Annotated in this window: 12 protein-coding genes; 6 read left to right on the top strand and 6 right to left on the bottom strand. The window is 66.5% G+C overall.

What is annotated here, in order from left to right; translation table 11 throughout:
- The first annotated feature begins 19 nt into the window (after positions 1–19).
- The 3 genes from PDM28_RS08535 to PDM28_RS08525 are packed head-to-tail and all read left to right on the top strand — an operon-like array spanning position 20 to position 2,543.
- Complete coding sequence (locus PDM28_RS08535; RefSeq protein ID WP_311184460.1) at positions 20–886, top strand: CheR family methyltransferase; 867 nt, start codon at positions 20–22, stop codon at positions 884–886.
- Positions 883–1,479, top strand: coding sequence for a chemoreceptor glutamine deamidase CheD (cheD, locus tag PDM28_RS08530; protein WP_311184459.1), 597 nt, complete (start codon positions 883–885; stop codon positions 1,477–1,479). The genes PDM28_RS08535 and cheD overlap by 4 nt, the downstream gene beginning before the upstream one ends.
- A complete protein-coding gene (locus tag PDM28_RS08525) occupies positions 1,476–2,543 on the top strand; it encodes a protein-glutamate methylesterase/protein-glutamine glutaminase (protein WP_311184458.1) in 1,068 nt (355 codons plus the stop codon). The genes cheD and PDM28_RS08525 overlap by 4 nt, the downstream gene beginning before the upstream one ends.
- A 328-nt stretch (positions 2,544–2,871) precedes the next feature.
- Here the strand turns inward: PDM28_RS08525 and acnB are convergent, their stop codons facing one another.
- Genes acnB through PDM28_RS08510 form a run of 3 tightly spaced genes read right to left on the bottom strand, consistent with a single transcriptional unit; the run spans position 2,872 to position 6,153 of the window.
- The gene (gene acnB / locus PDM28_RS08520) at positions 2,872–5,463 is read right to left on the bottom strand and encodes a bifunctional aconitate hydratase 2/2-methylisocitrate dehydratase (protein ID WP_311184457.1); all 2,592 of its coding nucleotides are present in this window, start codon (positions 5,461–5,463) and stop codon (positions 2,872–2,874) included.
- Positions 5,464–5,523: 60 nt separating this feature from the next.
- Entirely contained in the window at positions 5,524–5,922 is a 399-nt protein-coding gene (locus tag PDM28_RS08515) for a type II toxin-antitoxin system VapC family toxin (RefSeq protein WP_311184456.1), read from the bottom strand.
- Positions 5,923–5,928: 6 nt separating this feature from the next.
- Positions 5,929–6,153, bottom strand: coding sequence for an AbrB/MazE/SpoVT family DNA-binding domain-containing protein (locus PDM28_RS08510; RefSeq protein WP_070206788.1), 225 nt, complete (start codon positions 6,151–6,153; stop codon positions 5,929–5,931).
- Between the two features lie 271 nt (positions 6,154–6,424).
- Between PDM28_RS08510 and acnA the strand changes: the two genes are divergently transcribed.
- The 3 genes from acnA (at position 6,425) to PDM28_RS08495 (ending at position 12,218) form a co-directional block, all read left to right on the top strand.
- A complete protein-coding gene (gene acnA, locus PDM28_RS08505; RefSeq protein ID WP_311184455.1) occupies positions 6,425–9,178 on the top strand; it encodes an aconitate hydratase AcnA in 2,754 nt (917 codons plus the stop codon).
- Positions 9,179–9,343: 165 nt separating this feature from the next.
- The gene (locus PDM28_RS08500) at positions 9,344–11,020 is read left to right on the top strand and encodes a long-chain fatty acid--CoA ligase (protein ID WP_311184454.1); all 1,677 of its coding nucleotides are present in this window, start codon (positions 9,344–9,346) and stop codon (positions 11,018–11,020) included.
- Between the two features lie 328 nt (positions 11,021–11,348).
- Positions 11,349–12,218 (top strand): crotonase/enoyl-CoA hydratase family protein, encoded by an 870-nt coding sequence (locus tag PDM28_RS08495; protein WP_070206802.1) that lies wholly within the window; start codon positions 11,349–11,351, stop codon positions 12,216–12,218.
- A 78-nt stretch (positions 12,219–12,296) separates the two neighbouring features.
- Here the strand turns inward: PDM28_RS08495 and PDM28_RS08490 are convergent, their stop codons facing one another.
- From PDM28_RS08490 to lysS, 3 genes are all read right to left on the bottom strand, one after another.
- A complete protein-coding gene (locus PDM28_RS08490; RefSeq protein WP_311184453.1) occupies positions 12,297–14,462 on the bottom strand; it encodes an ATP-binding protein in 2,166 nt (721 codons plus the stop codon).
- 10 nt (positions 14,463–14,472) lie between these two features.
- The gene (gene rpfG / locus PDM28_RS08485) at positions 14,473–15,612 is read right to left on the bottom strand and encodes a cyclic di-GMP phosphodiesterase response regulator RpfG (protein WP_311184452.1); all 1,140 of its coding nucleotides are present in this window, start codon (positions 15,610–15,612) and stop codon (positions 14,473–14,475) included.
- A 204-nt stretch (positions 15,613–15,816) separates the two neighbouring features.
- The gene (lysS, locus tag PDM28_RS08480; RefSeq protein WP_311184451.1) at positions 15,817–17,334 is read right to left on the bottom strand and encodes a lysine--tRNA ligase; all 1,518 of its coding nucleotides are present in this window, start codon (positions 17,332–17,334) and stop codon (positions 15,817–15,819) included.
- Between the last annotated feature and the right edge of the window lies 1 nt (position 17,335).

Raw genomic sequence — 17,335 nt, 5'->3', positions numbered from 1 at the left:
CATTCTCCCGAGTGCGCCCGTGACCACGCCAACCGCCCCTGCCTCCGCCAGCACGCCCCACGGTCGCGAATTCGAGTTCGCCGACCGCGACTTCCGCCGGATCTGCGACCTGATCTACCAGCGCGTCGGCATCTCGCTGGCCCCGGCCAAGCGCGACATGGTCTACGGCCGCCTGTCGCGGCGCCTGCGCGCGCTCGGCCTGCGCAGCTTCCAGGACTACCTGGACCAGCTCGAAAGCCAGGGCGGTGACGAATGGCAGGCGTTCACCAACGCCCTGACCACCAACCTCACTGCGTTCTTCCGCGAACCGCACCACTTCGAAAAGCTCGACACCGAACTGCGCGCTCGCACCGGCCACGGCACCCTGCAGCTGTGGTCGTGCGCCGCCTCCACCGGTGAAGAGCCCTACTCCATGGCGATCACCGCCTGCGAAGCGTTCGGCACCCTGAAGCCGCCGGTACGGATCCTGGCCACCGACGTCGACACCCAGGTGCTGGCCACCGCCAGCAAGGGCGTCTATGCCATCGACCGCGTCTCCGGGCTCGATCCGGCGATCAAGAAGCGCTACTTCCAGCGCGGCAGCGGCCCCAACGAAGGCCAGTGCCGCGTGCATCCGGCCCTGCGCGAGCTGATCGACTTCCGCCCGCTCAACCTGCTGGCGCCGCGCTACGACGTCGGCGGCCCGTTCGACGCCCTGTTCTGCCGCAACGTCATGATCTATTTCGACAAGCCCACCCAGCGCGGCATCCTCTCGCGGCTGATCCAGCACATGGGCGACGACGGCCTGCTCTACACCGGGCATTCGGAGAACTACCTGCACGCCGCCGACCTGATCCAGCCGTGCGGCCGGACCCTCTACAAGCGCGCTCCCGGAGCCCCGGCATGAACCTCGCCGCCCGCACCGACGAGGTGATGCGTTACTACGACAGCCGCTTCAAGGTCACCGCCGCCAAGCTGCTGCCGACCCAGTGCCTGGTGGTCGACGATGAAACCGCGCTGACCACCACCCTGGGCTCGTGCGTGGCCGCATGCCTGCGCGACCCTATGCTCAAGATCGGCGGCATGAACCACTTCCTGCTGCCCGAAGGCAACGTCGGCGACGGCGCGCCCGCCCGCTACGGCAGCTATGCCATGGAACTGTTGATCAACGACCTGCTCAAGCGCGGCGCACACCGCAAGCGCCTGGAAGCCAAGGTGTTCGGCGGGGCCAACGTGCTCAAGGGCTTCACCAGCAACCCGGTCGGCACCCGCAATGCCGAGTTCGTGCGCCAGTACCTGCAGGCCGAGCACATTCCGGTGCTGGCCGAAGACCTGTGCGGCATCCACCCGCGCAAGGTGTGGTTCTTCGCCGACACCGGCCGCGTGGTGGTGCAGCGCCTGCCGCATGCGCACGAGGCCGAAGTGGCCGCGACCGAATCGGCGGTGCGTGCGCGCCTGTCGCGTGCCCCGGTCACCGGTGGCGTGGAGCTGTTCGAATGATCAGTGGTTCGCCCGTACGTGTATTGATCGTGGACGACTCCGCCGTCGTGCGGCAGATGCTGAGCGAGATCCTCGCCAGCGACCCTGGCATCGAAGTGGTCGGCACCGCCGCCGACCCGCTGCTGGCGCGCGAGAAGATCAAGCGCCTGGCGCCCGACGTCATCACCCTGGACGTGGAAATGCCGCGCATGGACGGGCTGGCGTTCCTGGAAAACCTGATGCGGCTGCACCCTCTGCCGGTGGTGATGATCTCCTCGCTCACCGAGCGTGGCGCCGACACCACCCTGCAGGCGCTGGCCCTGGGCGCGGTGGACTTCATCTCGAAGCCCAAGCTGGACGTCGCGCGCGGCCTGCAGGGCTATGCCGAAGAAATCATCGCCAAGGTCAAGATGGCCGCGCGCTCGCGCGTGCGCACCCTGGCCCGCCCGATCGCCCCGCGCGTCACGCTCGACGCCGTGGCGCCCTCGCCCACCCGTTCCATCCAGTTCCGCACCACCGACCGCCTGATCGCCATCGGCGCCTCCGCCGGCGGCACCGAAGCGCTGCGCGTGGTGCTGGAAGGCATGCCTGCCGACGCACCGGCCGTGGTGCTCACCCAGCACCTGCCCGCAACGTTCAGCACCGCCTTCGCCGAGCGCCTGGACCGCCACTCGGCCATGTCCGTGCGCGAAGCCAGCGACGGCGAAGCCGTGCTCGCCGGCCACGCCTACCTGCCCCCGGGCGGCAAGCATCTGCGCGTGATCCGCGACGGCGCCCGCTGGCGCTGCCGGGTCGATGACGGCCCAGCGGTCAACCGGCACAAGCCGGCAGTGGACGTGCTGTTCCGCTCCGTGGCGGAAAGCGCCGGCGCCAACGCCATCGGCGCGATCCTCACCGGCATGGGCGACGACGGCGCGCGCGGCCTGCTCGAACTGAAGAACGTCGGCGCCCCAACTCTCGTCCAGGACGAAGCCACCAGCGTGGTCTGGGGTATGCCGGGCGCAGCGTTCAAGCTGGGCGCGGCGGAAGAACAGGTACCGCTGGAGCGGATAGCAGAGCGCCTGATGGCGCTGGCGCGAAGCTGATACAACGAAATGGCCGGGACCGGTGGGGACGGTTCCCAAACGTCCGCCGATACCACTGACCGGCACGGCGACGCATGGAAACCGAACGTGGAAACGCTCTCCACCGAATGTCGTGCCCCAATGCACCCCCGACCACCCCGGCGGTCGACTGGGGTGCGACCCTACCGCCTACCGCCAACCAAAAAAATACCCCGGCCGCATGCCTGAGGCAGAGACGGTACCGGGGTTTACCATCAAACGGTAACGCACGCGCGGCGCAATTGCCACACAAATAACCCCCGGCTCGCACCGGGGGTTTTTCGTTCAACACATCAACCGATCACGAAACTCAGGCGGCGACCGTCTTGGCCACGTCCTGGTATTCCTCGATCTGGTCGAAGTTCATGTAGCGGTAGATCTCCTTGCCGCTGGCATCCAGCACGCCGATGTCGGCCATGTACTCGGCCTTGGTCGGAATGCGGCCCAGGCGCGAGCAGATCGCGGCCAGCTCGGCCGAACCCAGGTACACGTTGGAGTTGCGGCCCAGGCGGTTCGGGAAGTTGCGGGTCGAGGTCGAGAACACCGTCGCGCCTTCGCGCACCTGTGCCTGGTTGCCCATGCACAGCGAGCAGCCCGGCATTTCCATGCGCGCACCGGCGGTGCCGAAGGTCCCGTAATGGCCTTCCTTGGTCAGCTCCGAGGCGTCCATCTTGGTCGGCGGGGCCACCCACAGCTTGGTCGGGATGTCGCGCTTGCCTTCCAGCAGCTTCGCAGCGGCGCGGAAGTGACCGATGTTGGTCATGCACGAACCGATGAAGACTTCATCGATGGCCGCACCGGCCACGTCCGACAGCGTCTTGACGTCGTCCGGATCGTTCGGGCAGGCCACGATCGGCTCGTGGATGTCGGCCAGGTCGATTTCGATGACCGCGGCGTATTCGGCGTCGGCGTCCGGCTCCAACAGCTCCGGGTTGGCCAGCCACGATTCCATCTTCTCGATACGGCGCGCCAGCGAACGGGCGTCCTGGTAACCCTCGGCAATCATCCACTTCAGCAGCGTGATGTTGCTGGTGAGGTACTCGATGATCGGTTCCTTGTTCAGGTGCACCGAGCAGCCGGCAGCCGAGCGCTCAGCCGAGGCGTCGGACAGTTCGAACGCCTGCTCCACCTTCAGGTCCGGCAGGCCTTCGATTTCAAGGATGCGGCCGGAGAAGATGTTCTTCTTGCCAGCCTTGGCCACGGTCAGCAGGCCCGACTTGATCGCGTACAGGGGAATCGCGTTGACCAGGTCACGCAGGGTCACGCCCGGCTGCATCTGGCCCTTGAAGCGCACCAGCACCGATTCCGGCATGTCCAGCGGCATCACGCCGGTGGCGGCGGCGAACGCCACCAGGCCCGAGCCGGCCGGGAACGAAATGCCCACCGGGAAACGGGTGTGCGAGTCGCCGCCGGTGCCGACGGTGTCGGGCAGCAGCATGCGGTTGAGCCAGCTGTGGATCACGCCATCGCCCGGACGCAGCGACACGCCGCCACGGGTGGAGATGAATTCCGGCAGGGTGTGGTGGGTCTTGACGTCGACCGGCTTCGGGTACGCCGCGGTGTGGCAGAACGACTGCATCACCAGGTCGGCCGAGAAGCCCAGGCAGGCCAGGTCCTTCAGCTCGTCACGGGTCATCGGGCCGGTGGTGTCCTGCGAGCCCACCGAGGTCATCTTCGGTTCGCAGTAGGTGCCCGGGCGCATGCCCTGGCCTTCCGGCAGGCCACAGGCGCGGCCGACCATCTTCTGCGCCAGCGAGAAGCCCTTGCCGGTGTCGACCGGCTGCACCGGCAGGCGGAACAGATCGGTCGGGGCCAGGCCCAGCGCTTCGCGCGCCTTGCCGGTCAGGCCGCGGCCGACGATCAGCGGAATGCGGCCACCGGCGCGCACTTCGTCGAACAGCACTTCGGACTTCACTTCAAATTCGGCGATCACTTCGCCGTTCTTCAGTGCCTTGCCTTCATACGGACGCAGCTCGACGACATCGCCGTGCTCCATCTTCGTCACGTCCAGCTCGATCGGCAGTGCGCCAGCGTCTTCCATGGTGTTGTAGAAGATCGGGGCGATCTTGCCGCCCAGGCACACGCCGCCGGCGCGCTTGTTCGGGATGTACGGAATGTCGTCGCCGGTCCACCACAGCACGCTGTTGGTCGCCGACTTGCGCGACGAACCGGTGCCGACCACATCGCCCACGTAGGCGACCAGGTGGCCCTTGTCCTTGAGCGAGAGGATCTGCTGGATCGGACCGCGCTTGCCGTCTTCTTCCGGCGTAAAGGCGGCATCGTCGCGCTTGTTCTTCAGCATCGCCAGGGCGTGCATCGGAATATCCGGCCGGGTGGTGGCGTCCGGGGCCGGCGACAGGTCATCGGTATTGGTTTCGCCCGGCACCTTGAACACCGTGACGGTCATGCTCGCGGCCACTTCTGGCTTGCTGGTGAACCATTCGGCATCGGCCCAGCTCTGCAGCACGGCCTGCGCGTTGGCGTTGCCCGCCTTGGCCTCTTCCTGCACATCGTGGAAGGCGTCGAACACCAGCAGGGTGTGCTTCAGCGCATCGGCGGCAATGGTGCCGACGCTGGCGTCGTCCAGCAGCTGCACCAGCGGCGCGACGTTGTAGCCGCCCAGCATGGTGCCCAGCAGTTCGGTGGCGCGCTCACGCGGAATCAGCGGGTTGGTTTCGCTGCCGAACGCGATCGCGGCCAGGTACGAGGCCTTGACCTTGGCCGCGTCATCGACGCCGGCCGGAACGCGGTGGGTCAGCAGGTCGAGCAGGAACTCGGCCTCGCCGGCCGGCGGGTTCTTCAGCAGTTCGATGACGTCGGCCGTCTGCTGGGCGTTCAGCGGCAGCGGCGGGATGCCAAGCGCGGCGCGCTCGGCTACGTGGTGGCGGTAGGCTTCCAACATGACAACTCCCGGGTGATTCTCGAAGAATGCGATTGAATGAAACGGTTGAAAAAAAGGGGCTCAGGCGTTTGGCACGATCAGCTTCAGGCCCTTGAAGTAGTCGCGGTAAAACTTGTCGTTCCAGGTGATCAGGCCGTCGCACTGCAACAGCGCGTGCGCGCCGACCATGAAGTCGTCCAGGCTGCGCCGGCTGTCCCCGCGCTGGCGATGGCGGCGGTGCATCTCGCCCGCGCGCAGGGCCGACTTGGCTTCCAGCGCGTTGAAATGGACGCCCATTTCCTCCAGCGCTTCCAGCACCTCGGCACCGCCGCGCAGGCTGGCACAGACTTCGGCGAGGGTTGCCCCGCACACCACCACCTTGCCGCTGACCAGGCTCTGGCGCAGGCAGGCCTCCACGGCATCGGCCTGCGGACCATTGCTCAGCAGCTCGACCAGCACCGGGGAATCGACGGCGATCATCCTGGCTTATCCCTCGTCGCGCACGGCGCGCACGGCCGCCTCGGCCGACTCGAAGCCGTCCAGCGAGAACTTGCCGCGCGCCCTTGAAATGGCATCGTCAACACTCTTGCGCAGGATGATGCGGCTGCCGTCGAGCTCCACCTTCAGCTGGGTGCCCTTGGTCAGGCCGAGCGCGTCGCGGACCGCCTTGGGCAAGGTGATCTGTCCGCGTTCTGCAACGGTGGCTTCCATCGGTAGGCCCTCCAAAGTATGTACGAATTATACATACTTGACCCCGCATACTTCTACCCGAGCCTGTTCAGCCTCGCCGCCTCCAACCGCCCAAGGCCCTGCCACACCAATGACACAGGCGATACATAGGTATAGGTAGCCTGAGGCCCTGCCGAAGACCGGCGCGTGGCTGAAGGGTTCATACTGATTCCCACTGCCGGCGCCTGGCCTCCGGCAACCGCAAGCAGGCCCCCGGGCCACTGCAAGCCATCCGCAAGAGGAGTTTCCCCGCATGAGCGACTCGTTCTCCACCCGCAGCCAGCTGGACGTCGGCGGCACCACCTACGACTACTTCAGCCTGCCCAAGCTCGGACAGCAGTTCGACATCTCCCACCTGCCCTATTCGATGAAGATCCTGCTGGAGAACCTGCTCCGGCACGAAGACGGCGGCGCCACCGTCGGCCGCGATCACATCGAAGCGGTGGCACGCTGGAACCCGGCCGCCGAGCCGGACATCGAAATCGCCTTCATGCCGGCCCGCGTGGTCCTGCAGGACTTCACCGGCGTGCCCTGCGTGGTCGACCTGGCCGCCATGCGCGACGCCGTGGTCAAGCTGGGCGGCCGCCCGGAACAGATCAACCCGCAGATCCCCTCCGAACTGGTCATCGACCACTCGGTGCAGGTGGACGTGTTCGGCACCCCGGACGCACTCGACCTGAACGGCAAGATCGAATTCCAGCGCAACCAGGAACGCTACGGCTTCCTTCGCTGGGGCCAGAAGGCGTTCGACAACTTCAAGGTGGTGCCGCCCAACACCGGCATCGTCCACCAGGTGAACCTGGAGAACCTGGCGCGCGTGGTGATGACTGCGGACAAGGACGGCAAGGCGGTCGCCTACCCCGACACCGTGTTCGGCACCGACAGCCACACCACCATGATCAACGGCATCGGCGTGCTCGGCTGGGGCGTGGGCGGCATTGAGGCCGAAGCGGCGATGCTCGGCCAGCCCTCCTCCATGCTGATCCCGCAGGTGGTGGGCTTCAAGCTCACCGGCCGCCTGCCCGAAGGCGCGACCGCCACCGACCTGGTGCTGACCGTCACCCAGATGCTGCGCAAGCACGGGGTGGTCGGCAAGTTCGTCGAGTTCTTCGGCGAAGGCCTGCAGCACCTGCCGCTGGCCGACCGCGCCACCATCGGCAACATGGCGCCCGAGTACGGCGCCACCTGCGGCATCTTTCCGATCGACAACGAATCGCTGAACTACCTGCGCCTGTCCGGCCGCAACGAAGAACAGATCGCGCTGGTCGAAGCCTACGCCAAGGCCCAGGGCCTGTGGCACGACGCCACCACCGCCCATGCCAGCTACAGCGCCACGCTGGAACTGGACATGGGCGAGGTCAAGCCGTCGCTGGCCGGTCCCAAGCGCCCGCAGGATCGGGTGCTGCTGCAGGACGTCAAGCAGAACTACCGCGACAACCTGGGTGGCCTGACCACCAATCGCGACAAGCGCAGCGACGACGTTTCCAAGTTCGTCAACGAAGGCGGCGGCGCTGCGGTCGGCAACGAACAGCTGGCCAAGGGCTACGCCGATGTCGACCTGGACGGCACCCGTTTCCGGCTCAAGGACGGTGCCGTGGTCATCGCCGCCATCACCTCCTGCACCAACACCTCCAACCCGGCGGTGATGATCGGTGCCGGCCTGCTCGCCCGCAACGCGGCGGCCAAGGGCCTGGACCGCAAGCCGTGGGTGAAGACCTCGCTCGGCCCGGGTTCGCGCGTGGTCACCGACTACCTTGAAAAGGCCGGCGTGCTCACCGAGCTGGAAAAGGTCGGCTTCTACGTGGTCGGCTACGGCTGCACCACCTGCATCGGCAATTCCGGCCCGCTGCCCACCGAAGTCAGCGCCGGCATCGCCAGTGGCGACCTGGTGGTGACCTCGGTGCTGTCGGGCAACCGCAACTTCGAGGGCCGCGTGCACCCCGAAGTGAAGATGAACTATCTGGCCAGCCCGCCGCTGGTGGTGGCCTACGCGATCGCCGGCACCACCGACATCGACCTGACCACCGAACCGCTCGGCACCGGCAGCGACGGCCAGCCGGTGTACCTGCGCGACATCTGGCCGAGCAACAAGGAAATCGGCGACGTCATCGCCGCGACCATCGGCCCGGAGATGTTCAAGCAGAACTACGCCGACGTGTTCAAGGGCGACAGCCGCTGGAACACCATCCAGTCGCCCGACGGCGACCTGTACGAATGGGACGGCAGCTCCACCTACATCAAGAACCCGCCCTACTTCGATGGCATGACCATGCAGGTCGGCCACATCGACGACGTGCACGGCGCCCGGGTGATGGGCCTGTTCGGCGACTCGATCACCACCGACCACATCTCCCCGGCCGGCAACATCAAGAAGGACTCCCCGGCGGGCCGCTTCCTGCAGGAGCGCGGCGTGCAGCCGGCCGACTTCAACAGCTACGGCAGCCGCCGCGGCAATGACGACGTGATGGTGCGCGGCACCTTTGCCAACATCCGCATCAAGAACCTGATGTTTTTGGGCGAGGAAGGCGGCAACACCCTGTACTACCCGGCCGGCGGCGGCGAGCCGGAAAAGCTGGCCATCTACGACGCGGCCATGAAGTACAAGGCCGAGGGCGTGCCGCTGGTGGTGTTCGCCGGCAAGGAGTACGGCACCGGCTCCTCGCGCGACTGGGCCGCCAAGGGCACCAACCTGCTGGGCGTGAAGGCGGTGATGGCCGAGAGCTTCGAGCGCATCCACCGTTCCAACCTGGTCGGCATGGGCGTGCTGCCGCTGCAGTTCCAGGCAGGCGAGAACGCCCAGAGCCTGGGCCTGGACGGCTCGGAGAAGGTCGACATCACCGGCCTGGCCGATGGCGCCAGCAAGACCGCCACGGTCACCGCGACCCGCGCCGACGGCACCGTGAAGACCTTCCAGGCCCATGTGATGCTGCTGACCCCCAAGGAAGTGGAGTACTTCAAGCACGGCGGCCTGCTGCAGTACGTGCTGCGCCAGCTGGCGGCCCGCTGAGCCCCCTGCCCCCTTCCATTCAGGAAGGGGGCCTCTCCACGTGGCCTGCACGCTTTATTCACAGGGCCTTCGCGTTTTCCATTCGGACCGGTATGCTGCCGGGGACCGAATCGACGGATACTGTCCGTCAGCATCACAACATCCACGTTTCCTGGAGGGGGAATAATGAGTCTGGAACGTCCCTGGCTGAAGAGCTATCCCAACGGCGTACCCGCCGAAATCGACGTCAATGAGTTCCATTCGGTGTCGGCCGTTTTCGATACGTCCGTGGCCAGGTTCCGCGACCGTCCCGCCTACTCCAGCTTCGGCAAGGTCCTCACCTATGGTGAAACCGACGCCCTGGTCGAAAAATTCGCCGCCTACCTGCTGGGCGAGCTGAAGCTCAAGAAGGGCGACCGCGTCGCCCTGATGATGCCCAACTGCCTGCAGTACCCGGTCGCCACCTTCGGCGTGCTGCGCGCCGGCCTGACCGTGGTCAACGTCAACCCGCTGTACACCGCGCGCGAACTGAAGCACCAGCTGGTCGATTCCGGTGCTTCCGTACTCGTGGTCGTGGACAACTTCGGCGACACCGTGCAGCAGGTCATCGCCGAGACCCAGGTCAAGCAGGTCATCACCACCGGCCTGGGCGACATGCTCGGCGCGAAGGGCGTGCTGGTGAACTTCGTGCTGAAGTACATCAAGAAGATGGTGCCCAACTACAGCCTGCGCGGCGCGATCCGCTTCAACCAGGCGCTGAAGCTGGGCAGCAAGCACACCCTGCCGAAGGTGGAGCTGGACCACGACGACGTGGCCTTCCTGCAGTACACCGGCGGCACCACCGGCGTGGCCAAGGGCGCCATGCTGACCAACCGCAACCTGGTGGCCAACATGCAGCAGGCCTCGGCGTGGATCTCCGCGTCGGGCATTGAAATGGGCAAGGAGTGGATCATCACCGCCCTGCCGCTGTACCACATCTTCGCATTGACCGCGAACGGGCTGGTCTTCATGAAGTTCGGTGGCTGCAACCACCTGATCACCAACCCGCGCGACATGAAGGGCTTCGTCAAGGAGCTCAAGTCGACCCGCTTCACCGCCATCACCGGCGTCAACACGCTGTTCAACGGCCTGCTCAACACCCCCGGCTTCGACGAGATCGACTTCTCCTCGCTGAAGGTCACCCTGGGCGGCGGCATGGCCGTGCAGCGTTCGGTCGCAGAGCGCTGGAAGAAGACCACCGGCGTCACCCTGGTCGAAGCCTACGGCCTGACCGAAACCTCGCCGGCCGCCTGCATCAACCCGCTCAACCTGGCCGAGTACAACGGCGCGATCGGCCTGCCGATTCCGTCCACCGACGCCTGCGTGAAAGACGACAACGGCGTCACCATGGCTGCCGGCGACGTCGGCGAACTGTGCATCCGTGGCCCGCAGGTGATGAAGGGTTACTGGCAGCGTCCGGAAGACACCGCCAAGGCGATCGACGCCGACGGCTGGCTGCACACCGGCGACATGGCGCGCATGGACGAGAACGGCTTCTTCTACATCGTCGACCGCAAGAAGGACATGATCCTGGTGTCCGGCTTCAACGTGTACCCGAACGAGGTCGAAGACGTGATCGCGATGATGCCCGGCGTGCTGGAAGTGGCTGCAGTGGGCGTGCCCGACGAAAAGTCCGGCGAAATCGTCAAGGTCGTGATCGTCAAGAAGGACCCGAACCTGACCGCCGAAATGGTCAAGGAACACGCCCGCGCCAACCTGACCGGCTACAAGCACCCGAAGATCGTCGAGTTCCGCAAGGAACTGCCGAAGACCAACGTCGGCAAGATCCTGCGCCGCGAGCTGCGCGACGCCCCGGCGGCGTAACCACCGGCAGCACGCAACACCCGAACGCCCGCGAGCACAACCCGCGGGCGTTCTGCGTTTTGGAGCATCTGTTCGGACTGGAACGAATCTGCCCGTTCTGCGCCGCGCCCAGCGAGGCCGATCTTCCCGCGAACTGGCGCTGGCCTCCTGCAATACCTCCGCCGCACAACGCGTATGGAGCTTTCACCCATTCTTCATCGCGCCGGCGGAACACCCGCCGGCTTTATGCATTCCAGCCCCCACCGCCGGTGTAGGATCGCGGCGTGTGGACCCGTCCGGCCTGCCGCCCACCGTCCTCCCAGCAGGCCAACCCGCCGAGGTGATCACCATGCATTCCATCGAAAAGCTCCCCTATGCCCGCGGCTACGCGACCATCCGCACCGAAACCACCGGCGACAACGCCGCCCACTGGTTGTTCATGCACGCCGACGCCGCTACCGGCATCCGTCCCTGCTGCCGCAAGGACATGCTGGACGAAATGTGGAGCGTGATGAGCCAGATCACCCTGTCCCCGGCCGAACGCAACAGCGGCCGCCTGCGCCACTTCGTGCTGGCCTCCGACGCCACCGCCTACAACCTGGGCGGCGACCTGGCCCTGTTCGCCCAGCTGATCCGTGAAGGCAACCGCGACCGCCTGCTGGCCTATGCCCAGCGCTGCGTGGAAGGCGTGCACCACCTGCACACCGGCTTCGGCGGCGACGTCCGCTCGATCGCCCTGATCCAGGGCGACGCGCTGGGCGGTGGCCTGGAAATGGCCTTGGCCTGCCACACCATCATTGCCGAGGAAGGCTGCGGCATGGGCCTGCCTGAAGTGCTGTTCGGGCTTTTCCCGGGCATGGGCGCCTACTCGTTCCTGTGCCGCCGCGTGGCCCCGCAGCTGGCCGAGAAGATCATCCTCGAAGGCCGGGTCTACTCGTCCGAAGAAATGTTCGCCATGGGCGTGGTCGACATCCTGGTGCCCAAGGGCCAGGGCGTGAAGGCCGCCGAAGACCTGATCCGCCAGCAGCAGCGCACCCCGCGCAGCTACCTGGCCATGAACGCCGCGCGCAACCTGGCCCAGGCGGTGGGCTATGACGAGCTGCTTGAAATCACCAAGATCTGGGTCGATTCGGCCCTGGCCCTGGAAGACAAGTCGCTGCGTACCATGGACCGTTTGATCAAGGCGCAGACCCGTCGTGCGCAGTTCGATGCCGCGTAACGGCGCTGCTGCCGGCAAGGGGGTTCGGTAAAAAAGCCCGGTGGAAACCGGGCTTTTTTCCATCCATCGGCACGCGCGTCAGCGCATGTCGATGCCGCCGTCGTCGCTGGATGCGGCACCGGGGCGCCGGCGTTCTTCCAGCGCCTGCCGGCCTTCCTTCACCGCCGTACGGATCAGTGTCATCCGCTCGCGCCATTCGCTCTTGAGCTGCCAGTCGGCCATGTGCATGACCTCGCCGGCACGGTACGCCACCCGCACCAGGCCCAGGTTGCTGGCCACGCCCTTGATGGCGTGGGCCTGCTCGCGAAGCAGCACCCAGTCGCCGCGTTCGCCGGCTTCCATGGCCCCGCCCACGCACTGCGTGGCGTCGGCCAGGCACTGGCGGATGAACTCCTGCTCGAAGCCTTCGCCCATGCCCAGCGCCGCCAGCTCGTCGAGCACACCGGTATCGAGCACGCCCACTGCGACCGGCGCCGACTGGACCACGGCCGTGCGCGCCTTGAGGCCGTCGTTGGCCGCAATTTCAGCGAGCGTGTCGAGCAGGCGCACCGGCACCACCGGCTTGCCGAAGAAGGTGTGCGCACCGGCCTGGGTGCACTGCTGGATGGATTCGGGCGTGACGTCGGCGCTGAGCACCAGCACCGGCGTGCGCGGGGCGCCACCGGCCTGCAGCACGCGCAGTTCCTTGAGCATGTCCAGCCCGCTCATGCCGGGCATGTGCAGGTCGACGATGGCCACGTCGTAGTCGCTCTCGGCCATGGCATCGAGCACCGCTTCGCCGCCGTTGACGCACACCACCTTGTGCCCGGCCTTCTGCAGCAGGCGCTGCAGCACCAGCCGGTTGGCCTGGTGGTCGTCGGCCACCAGCACTTTCATGCTGCGCACCCGGGCGCGATGGCGCAGGAACGGGTCGGCGAAGGCGATCACGTTGTCCGGCGCGGTGGCACTGCCCTCCCCGACCACGGCCGGGGTGTACTCGCCCGCCACCACCGGCGGCAGCGCGAACGGCAGTTCGAACCAGAAGCAGCTGCCCTGCGGCGGATTCTCGGCATAGCCGATCTGCCCGCCCATGGCCTCCACCAGCCCGCGCGAAATCGAGGTGCCCAGCCCGCTGCCCTCGTGGCGGCGACCCAGGCTCACATCGGCCTGCTCGAAGGCCTGGAACAGGCGCGCACGCATGTCCGGCACCACGCCGATGCCGGTGTCGAGGATGTCGAAGCGCAGCCGCACCTGGCCTTCGTTCTCTTCGCGCAGCTGCGACACGCGGATCTCGATGCGGCCGTGCTCGGTGAACTTGACCGCGTTGCCGGCCAGGTTGAGCAGGATCTGGCGCAGGTGGCCGAGGTCGCCACGCAGCAGCTTGGGCACGCCTGCGGCCACCTTGACCTGGTAGTCGAGGCGCTTGACCTTGGCCTGCGGCATCAGGATCAAGCCGATCGACTGGATCACGTCATCCAGCGAGAAATCTTCGGCGACCACGCGCAGCTTGCCGGCCTCGATCGCGGAGATGTCCAGCACCTCCTCCACCAGCGCCAGCAGGCTGCGCGAGGACGCCTGGATGGTGTTGACGCACTCACGCTGCTCTTCATCCAGCGTCGTGGTGGCCAGCACCTCGGTCATGCCGGACAAACCATTCAGCGGGGTGCGGAACTCATGGCTCATGTTGGCCAGGAAGCGGCTCTTGGCTTCACTGGCGCGACGCGCCTCGTCCATGGCGTGGGTCAGCTGGCGCAGCAGCGTGGCGAAGTACAGCGGCACCGCCGCCAGGCCCAGCCACAGGCCGAAGCCGAGCCGTGCATTGGCCTGCCAGTAGTCGGTGACCAGCACGGTCACCCCGAAACTGACCAGTGCCATGCCAACGGCGGTGTACAGGTACTTGTTGCCGAACCGCATGCCGTTGCCGACGGTTACCCACATCACCACGATGTAGACCCAGGCCAGCGGCTCGCCCATCTGCACCATGCCGGCCGCGATCAGCCCATAGTCGGCCAGCATGCCAGCCACCCGGCGCGGGTCCGAACGCCCGGGCCGCGCCAGCAGCCACGCGAACAACATCACCGACAGGGTCAGGCCGGTCAGCACGATGCCCAGCACCACCTGGTACTGATGGTGCGGCAGGTCGTGGCGTGGACCCGGAAGCAGCACGTAGCCCAGGATCAGCACAATCAGCACCATGCGTACGATGGCCTGGCCGTGCTCGGTGTCGGGCCGGTTGCCCAGCCGCTGCTTCAGGGTGTGAAACATGCTCTGCACCTCACATCCCCGGGCGTGCGGACGCAGTGGAGTGCTGCGCGCAGATATCGTCGAGTTGCTGCCGGCCACGCAGCAGGGCGTCCACGCAGCGCGGGTCGAACAGGCGACCACGCTGTGCATACAGATAGGCCAGGGTGGCTTCCATCGTCCAGGCTTCTTTGTAAGGCCGGGGCGAAATCAGCGCGTCGAACACGTCGGCCACCGCTACGATCCGCGCTTCAAGCGGGATCGCGTCGCCGCGCAGGCCATCGGGATAACCGCTGCCGTCGTAGCGTTCATGGTGGCGCAGTGCGATCAGCGCACCCACCTGGATGAAGCGGTTCTGGCTGCCACTGAGCAGCTCGTAGCCGATGCGCGGGTGCCGGCGCATGATCGCCAGCTCCTCGTCGTCGAGCTTGCCCTGCTTGACCAGCACCGCATCGGGAATGGCGATCTTGCCCATGTCGTGCAGCGGCGCGGCCGCCTCGATCAGCTTGACCTCCTCTTCCGGCAGCCCCAGCTGTTCGGCGATCAGCCCGGCCACGTGCGCCATGCGCTCCAGATAGGCGCTGGTACCGGCATCACGGAACTCGATCGCACGGGCCAGCCGCGACAGCGTCTCGCGCTCACGCTCCTCCACCTCGTGCATGCTGGCCAGCAGCCGCTGCTCCAGCGACAACGCGCGTTGCTTCACATTCTCGGACTGCTGGCGCAGCTGCAGCAGGTTGTAGCAGCGCGCGCGCAGTTCGCGCGGACGGATCGGCTTGACCAGAAAATCGATCACCCCGGCTTCCAGCGCGGCCTGGCGGATCGGCTCGTCGCCGACCACGGTAATCAGGATCACCGGAATATCGCGGTGCTTGGGCAGGCGGCGGAAGCGGCGCGCAAACTCCAGTCCGTCCATTTCCGGCATGCGGTAGTCGAGCAGCAGCAGGTCGACCCCGTGCGATTCGCACCAGGCCAACGCCGTGAGCGGGTCGCCGAAGTCATGCACGCTCAGTTCCGGCGCGATGTCCTCGATGACATGACGCAGCATGGTGCGCGCAGACGTCTGATCGTCAACGATGACAATATTCAAGGCTGCTTCCGTTGTCTTCCTGGACCACACTGGAACGTGTTGCGAAGACGATACTCCGCTGCTTTGTACGCCGGCACCTTGCATGGGACCCACCTCCGGTCATGATTCCCCCATTCATGATCTTGGGCGTGCCGTGATGCGTGCGTCACGCAGGGGGCCGTCCAGTGCTCATGATCCGTAGCTGGCGCCCATAAGGCGCCTCAATGGGCTACGCAGAAACCATACTCGGACGGCCATCCCAGCGGAACCCCGCCGGGATGCCCCGGCGGGTCGAACCGGACCTGCGTCTCAGTTTTCGGGGCGCATGTAGGGGAACAGGAGCACGTCGCGGATCGAGCTGCTGCCGGTCAGCAGCATCACCAGCCGGTCGATGCCGATGCCCAGGCCGCCGGTCGGGGCCATACCGTACTCCAGCGCACGGATGTAATCGGCGTCGTAATGCATGGCCTCGTCGTCGCCACCCTCCTTGGCCGTGACCTGGGCCTGGAAGCGGGCCGCCTGGTCTTCCGGGTCGTTCAGCTCGGAGAAGCCGTTGGCCAGCTCCTTGCCATTGATGAACAGCTCGAAGCGGTCGGTGTAGCCCGGCTGGTCGTCGTTGGCGCGGGCCAGCGGCGAGACCTCGACCGGGTGGTCGGTGATGAAGGTCGGCTGCACCAGGGTGTGCTCGACGGTGGCTTCGAAGATCTCCAGCAGCAGCTTGCCCCAGCCGTAGGACGGCTTGACCCGGATCTTCAGGCGCTCGCAATGGCGCAGCAGCGCCTCGCGGTCGGTGCAGTCGGCCAGGCTGATCTCCGGGTTGTGGTGGCGCACCGCCTCGTCCATGCGCCAGCGGCGGAACGCCGGGGCCAGGTCGATGGTGGCGCCGTCCCACTCCACGGTGGTGGTGCCCAGCACCTTGCTGGCCACGTCACGGATCACGCCTTCGGTCAGGTCCATCACTTCGGTGTACGTGGCGTAGGCCTCGTACAGCTCCATCATGGTGAATTCCGGGTTGTGCCGGGTGCTGACGCCTTCGTTGCGGAAGTTACGGTTGATCTCGTACACCCGCTCCAGCCCACCCACGACCAGGCGCTTGAGGTACAGCTCCGGGGCCACGCGCAGGTACAGGTCCAGGTCCAGCGCGTTGTGGTGGGTGGTGAACGGCTTGGCCGTGGCGCCGCCGGGGATGTAATGCATCATCGGCGTTTCGACTTCGAGGAAGTCGCGGTTGTCCAGCCAGGCGCGCATGGCGCGGATGATCCGCGAGCGCTTGATGAACACCTCGCGCGACTCCGGGGTCACGATCAGGTCGACGTAGCGCTGGCGGTAGCGCTGCTCCACGTCGGCCAGGCCATGCCACTTGTCCGGCAGCGGGCGCAGCGACTTGGTCAGCAGGCGGATGCTGGTCGCCTTGACCGACAGCTCGCCGGTCTTGGTGCGGGTCAGCCCGCCTTCCACCGCGATGATGTCGCCCACGTCCCAGCCCTTGAAGGCGGTGTAGGCATCGCCCAGGGTATTGCCCTGCAGGAACAGCTGGATGCGGCCGGACTCGTCCTGGATCTGGGCGAAGCTGGCCTTGCCCATCACCCGCTTGGCCATCAGGCGGCCGGCCATCTTCACCGTACGGTCGGTGGCTTCCAGCGCTTCGGCGGTCCACTGTTCGGCATCGGCGAATTCGGCCTGCAGGCTGCCGGAGAAGTCTTCGCGACGGAAGTCGTTCGGGTAGGCGATGCCCTGCCCGCGCAGCGCGGTCAGTTTCGCGCGGCGCTCGGCGATGAGGCTGTTCTCGTCGACGGGGGTCTGCGGCGCGGCGGTCTGATCGTTCATG

This window comes from Stenotrophomonas aracearum, assembly GCF_031834615.1.
Lineage (GTDB): Bacteria > Pseudomonadota > Gammaproteobacteria > Xanthomonadales > Xanthomonadaceae > Stenotrophomonas > Stenotrophomonas aracearum.
Note: the sequence above shows the minus strand (reverse complement) of the source record. Positions and strands in the feature narration are given on the sequence as shown.

Coding starts and splice junctions, on each gene's coding strand:
- rpfG (WP_311184452.1), bottom strand. CDS start 15,612: ATGCAAGGTGCCGGCGTACAAAGCAGCGGAGTATCGTCTTCGCAACAC.
- acnB (WP_311184457.1), bottom strand. CDS start 5,463: ATGTTGGAAGCCTACCGCCACCACGTAGCCGAGCGCGCCGCGCTTGGC.
- lysS (WP_311184451.1), bottom strand. CDS start 17,334: ATGAACGATCAGACCGCCGCGCCGCAGACCCCCGTCGACGAGAACAGC.
- PDM28_RS08510 (WP_070206788.1), bottom strand. CDS start 6,153: ATGGAAGCCACCGTTGCAGAACGCGGACAGATCACCTTGCCCAAGGCG.
- PDM28_RS08515 (WP_311184456.1), bottom strand. CDS start 5,922: ATGATCGCCGTCGATTCCCCGGTGCTGGTCGAGCTGCTGAGCAATGGT.
- cheD (WP_311184459.1), top strand. CDS start 883: ATGAACCTCGCCGCCCGCACCGACGAGGTGATGCGTTACTACGACAGC.
- PDM28_RS08490 (WP_311184453.1), bottom strand. CDS start 14,462: ATGTTTCACACCCTGAAGCAGCGGCTGGGCAACCGGCCCGACACCGAG.
- PDM28_RS08525 (WP_311184458.1), top strand. CDS start 1,476: ATGATCAGTGGTTCGCCCGTACGTGTATTGATCGTGGACGACTCCGCC.
- PDM28_RS08495 (WP_070206802.1), top strand. CDS start 11,349: ATGCATTCCATCGAAAAGCTCCCCTATGCCCGCGGCTACGCGACCATC.
- acnA (WP_311184455.1), top strand. CDS start 6,425: ATGAGCGACTCGTTCTCCACCCGCAGCCAGCTGGACGTCGGCGGCACC.
- PDM28_RS08500 (WP_311184454.1), top strand. CDS start 9,344: ATGAGTCTGGAACGTCCCTGGCTGAAGAGCTATCCCAACGGCGTACCC.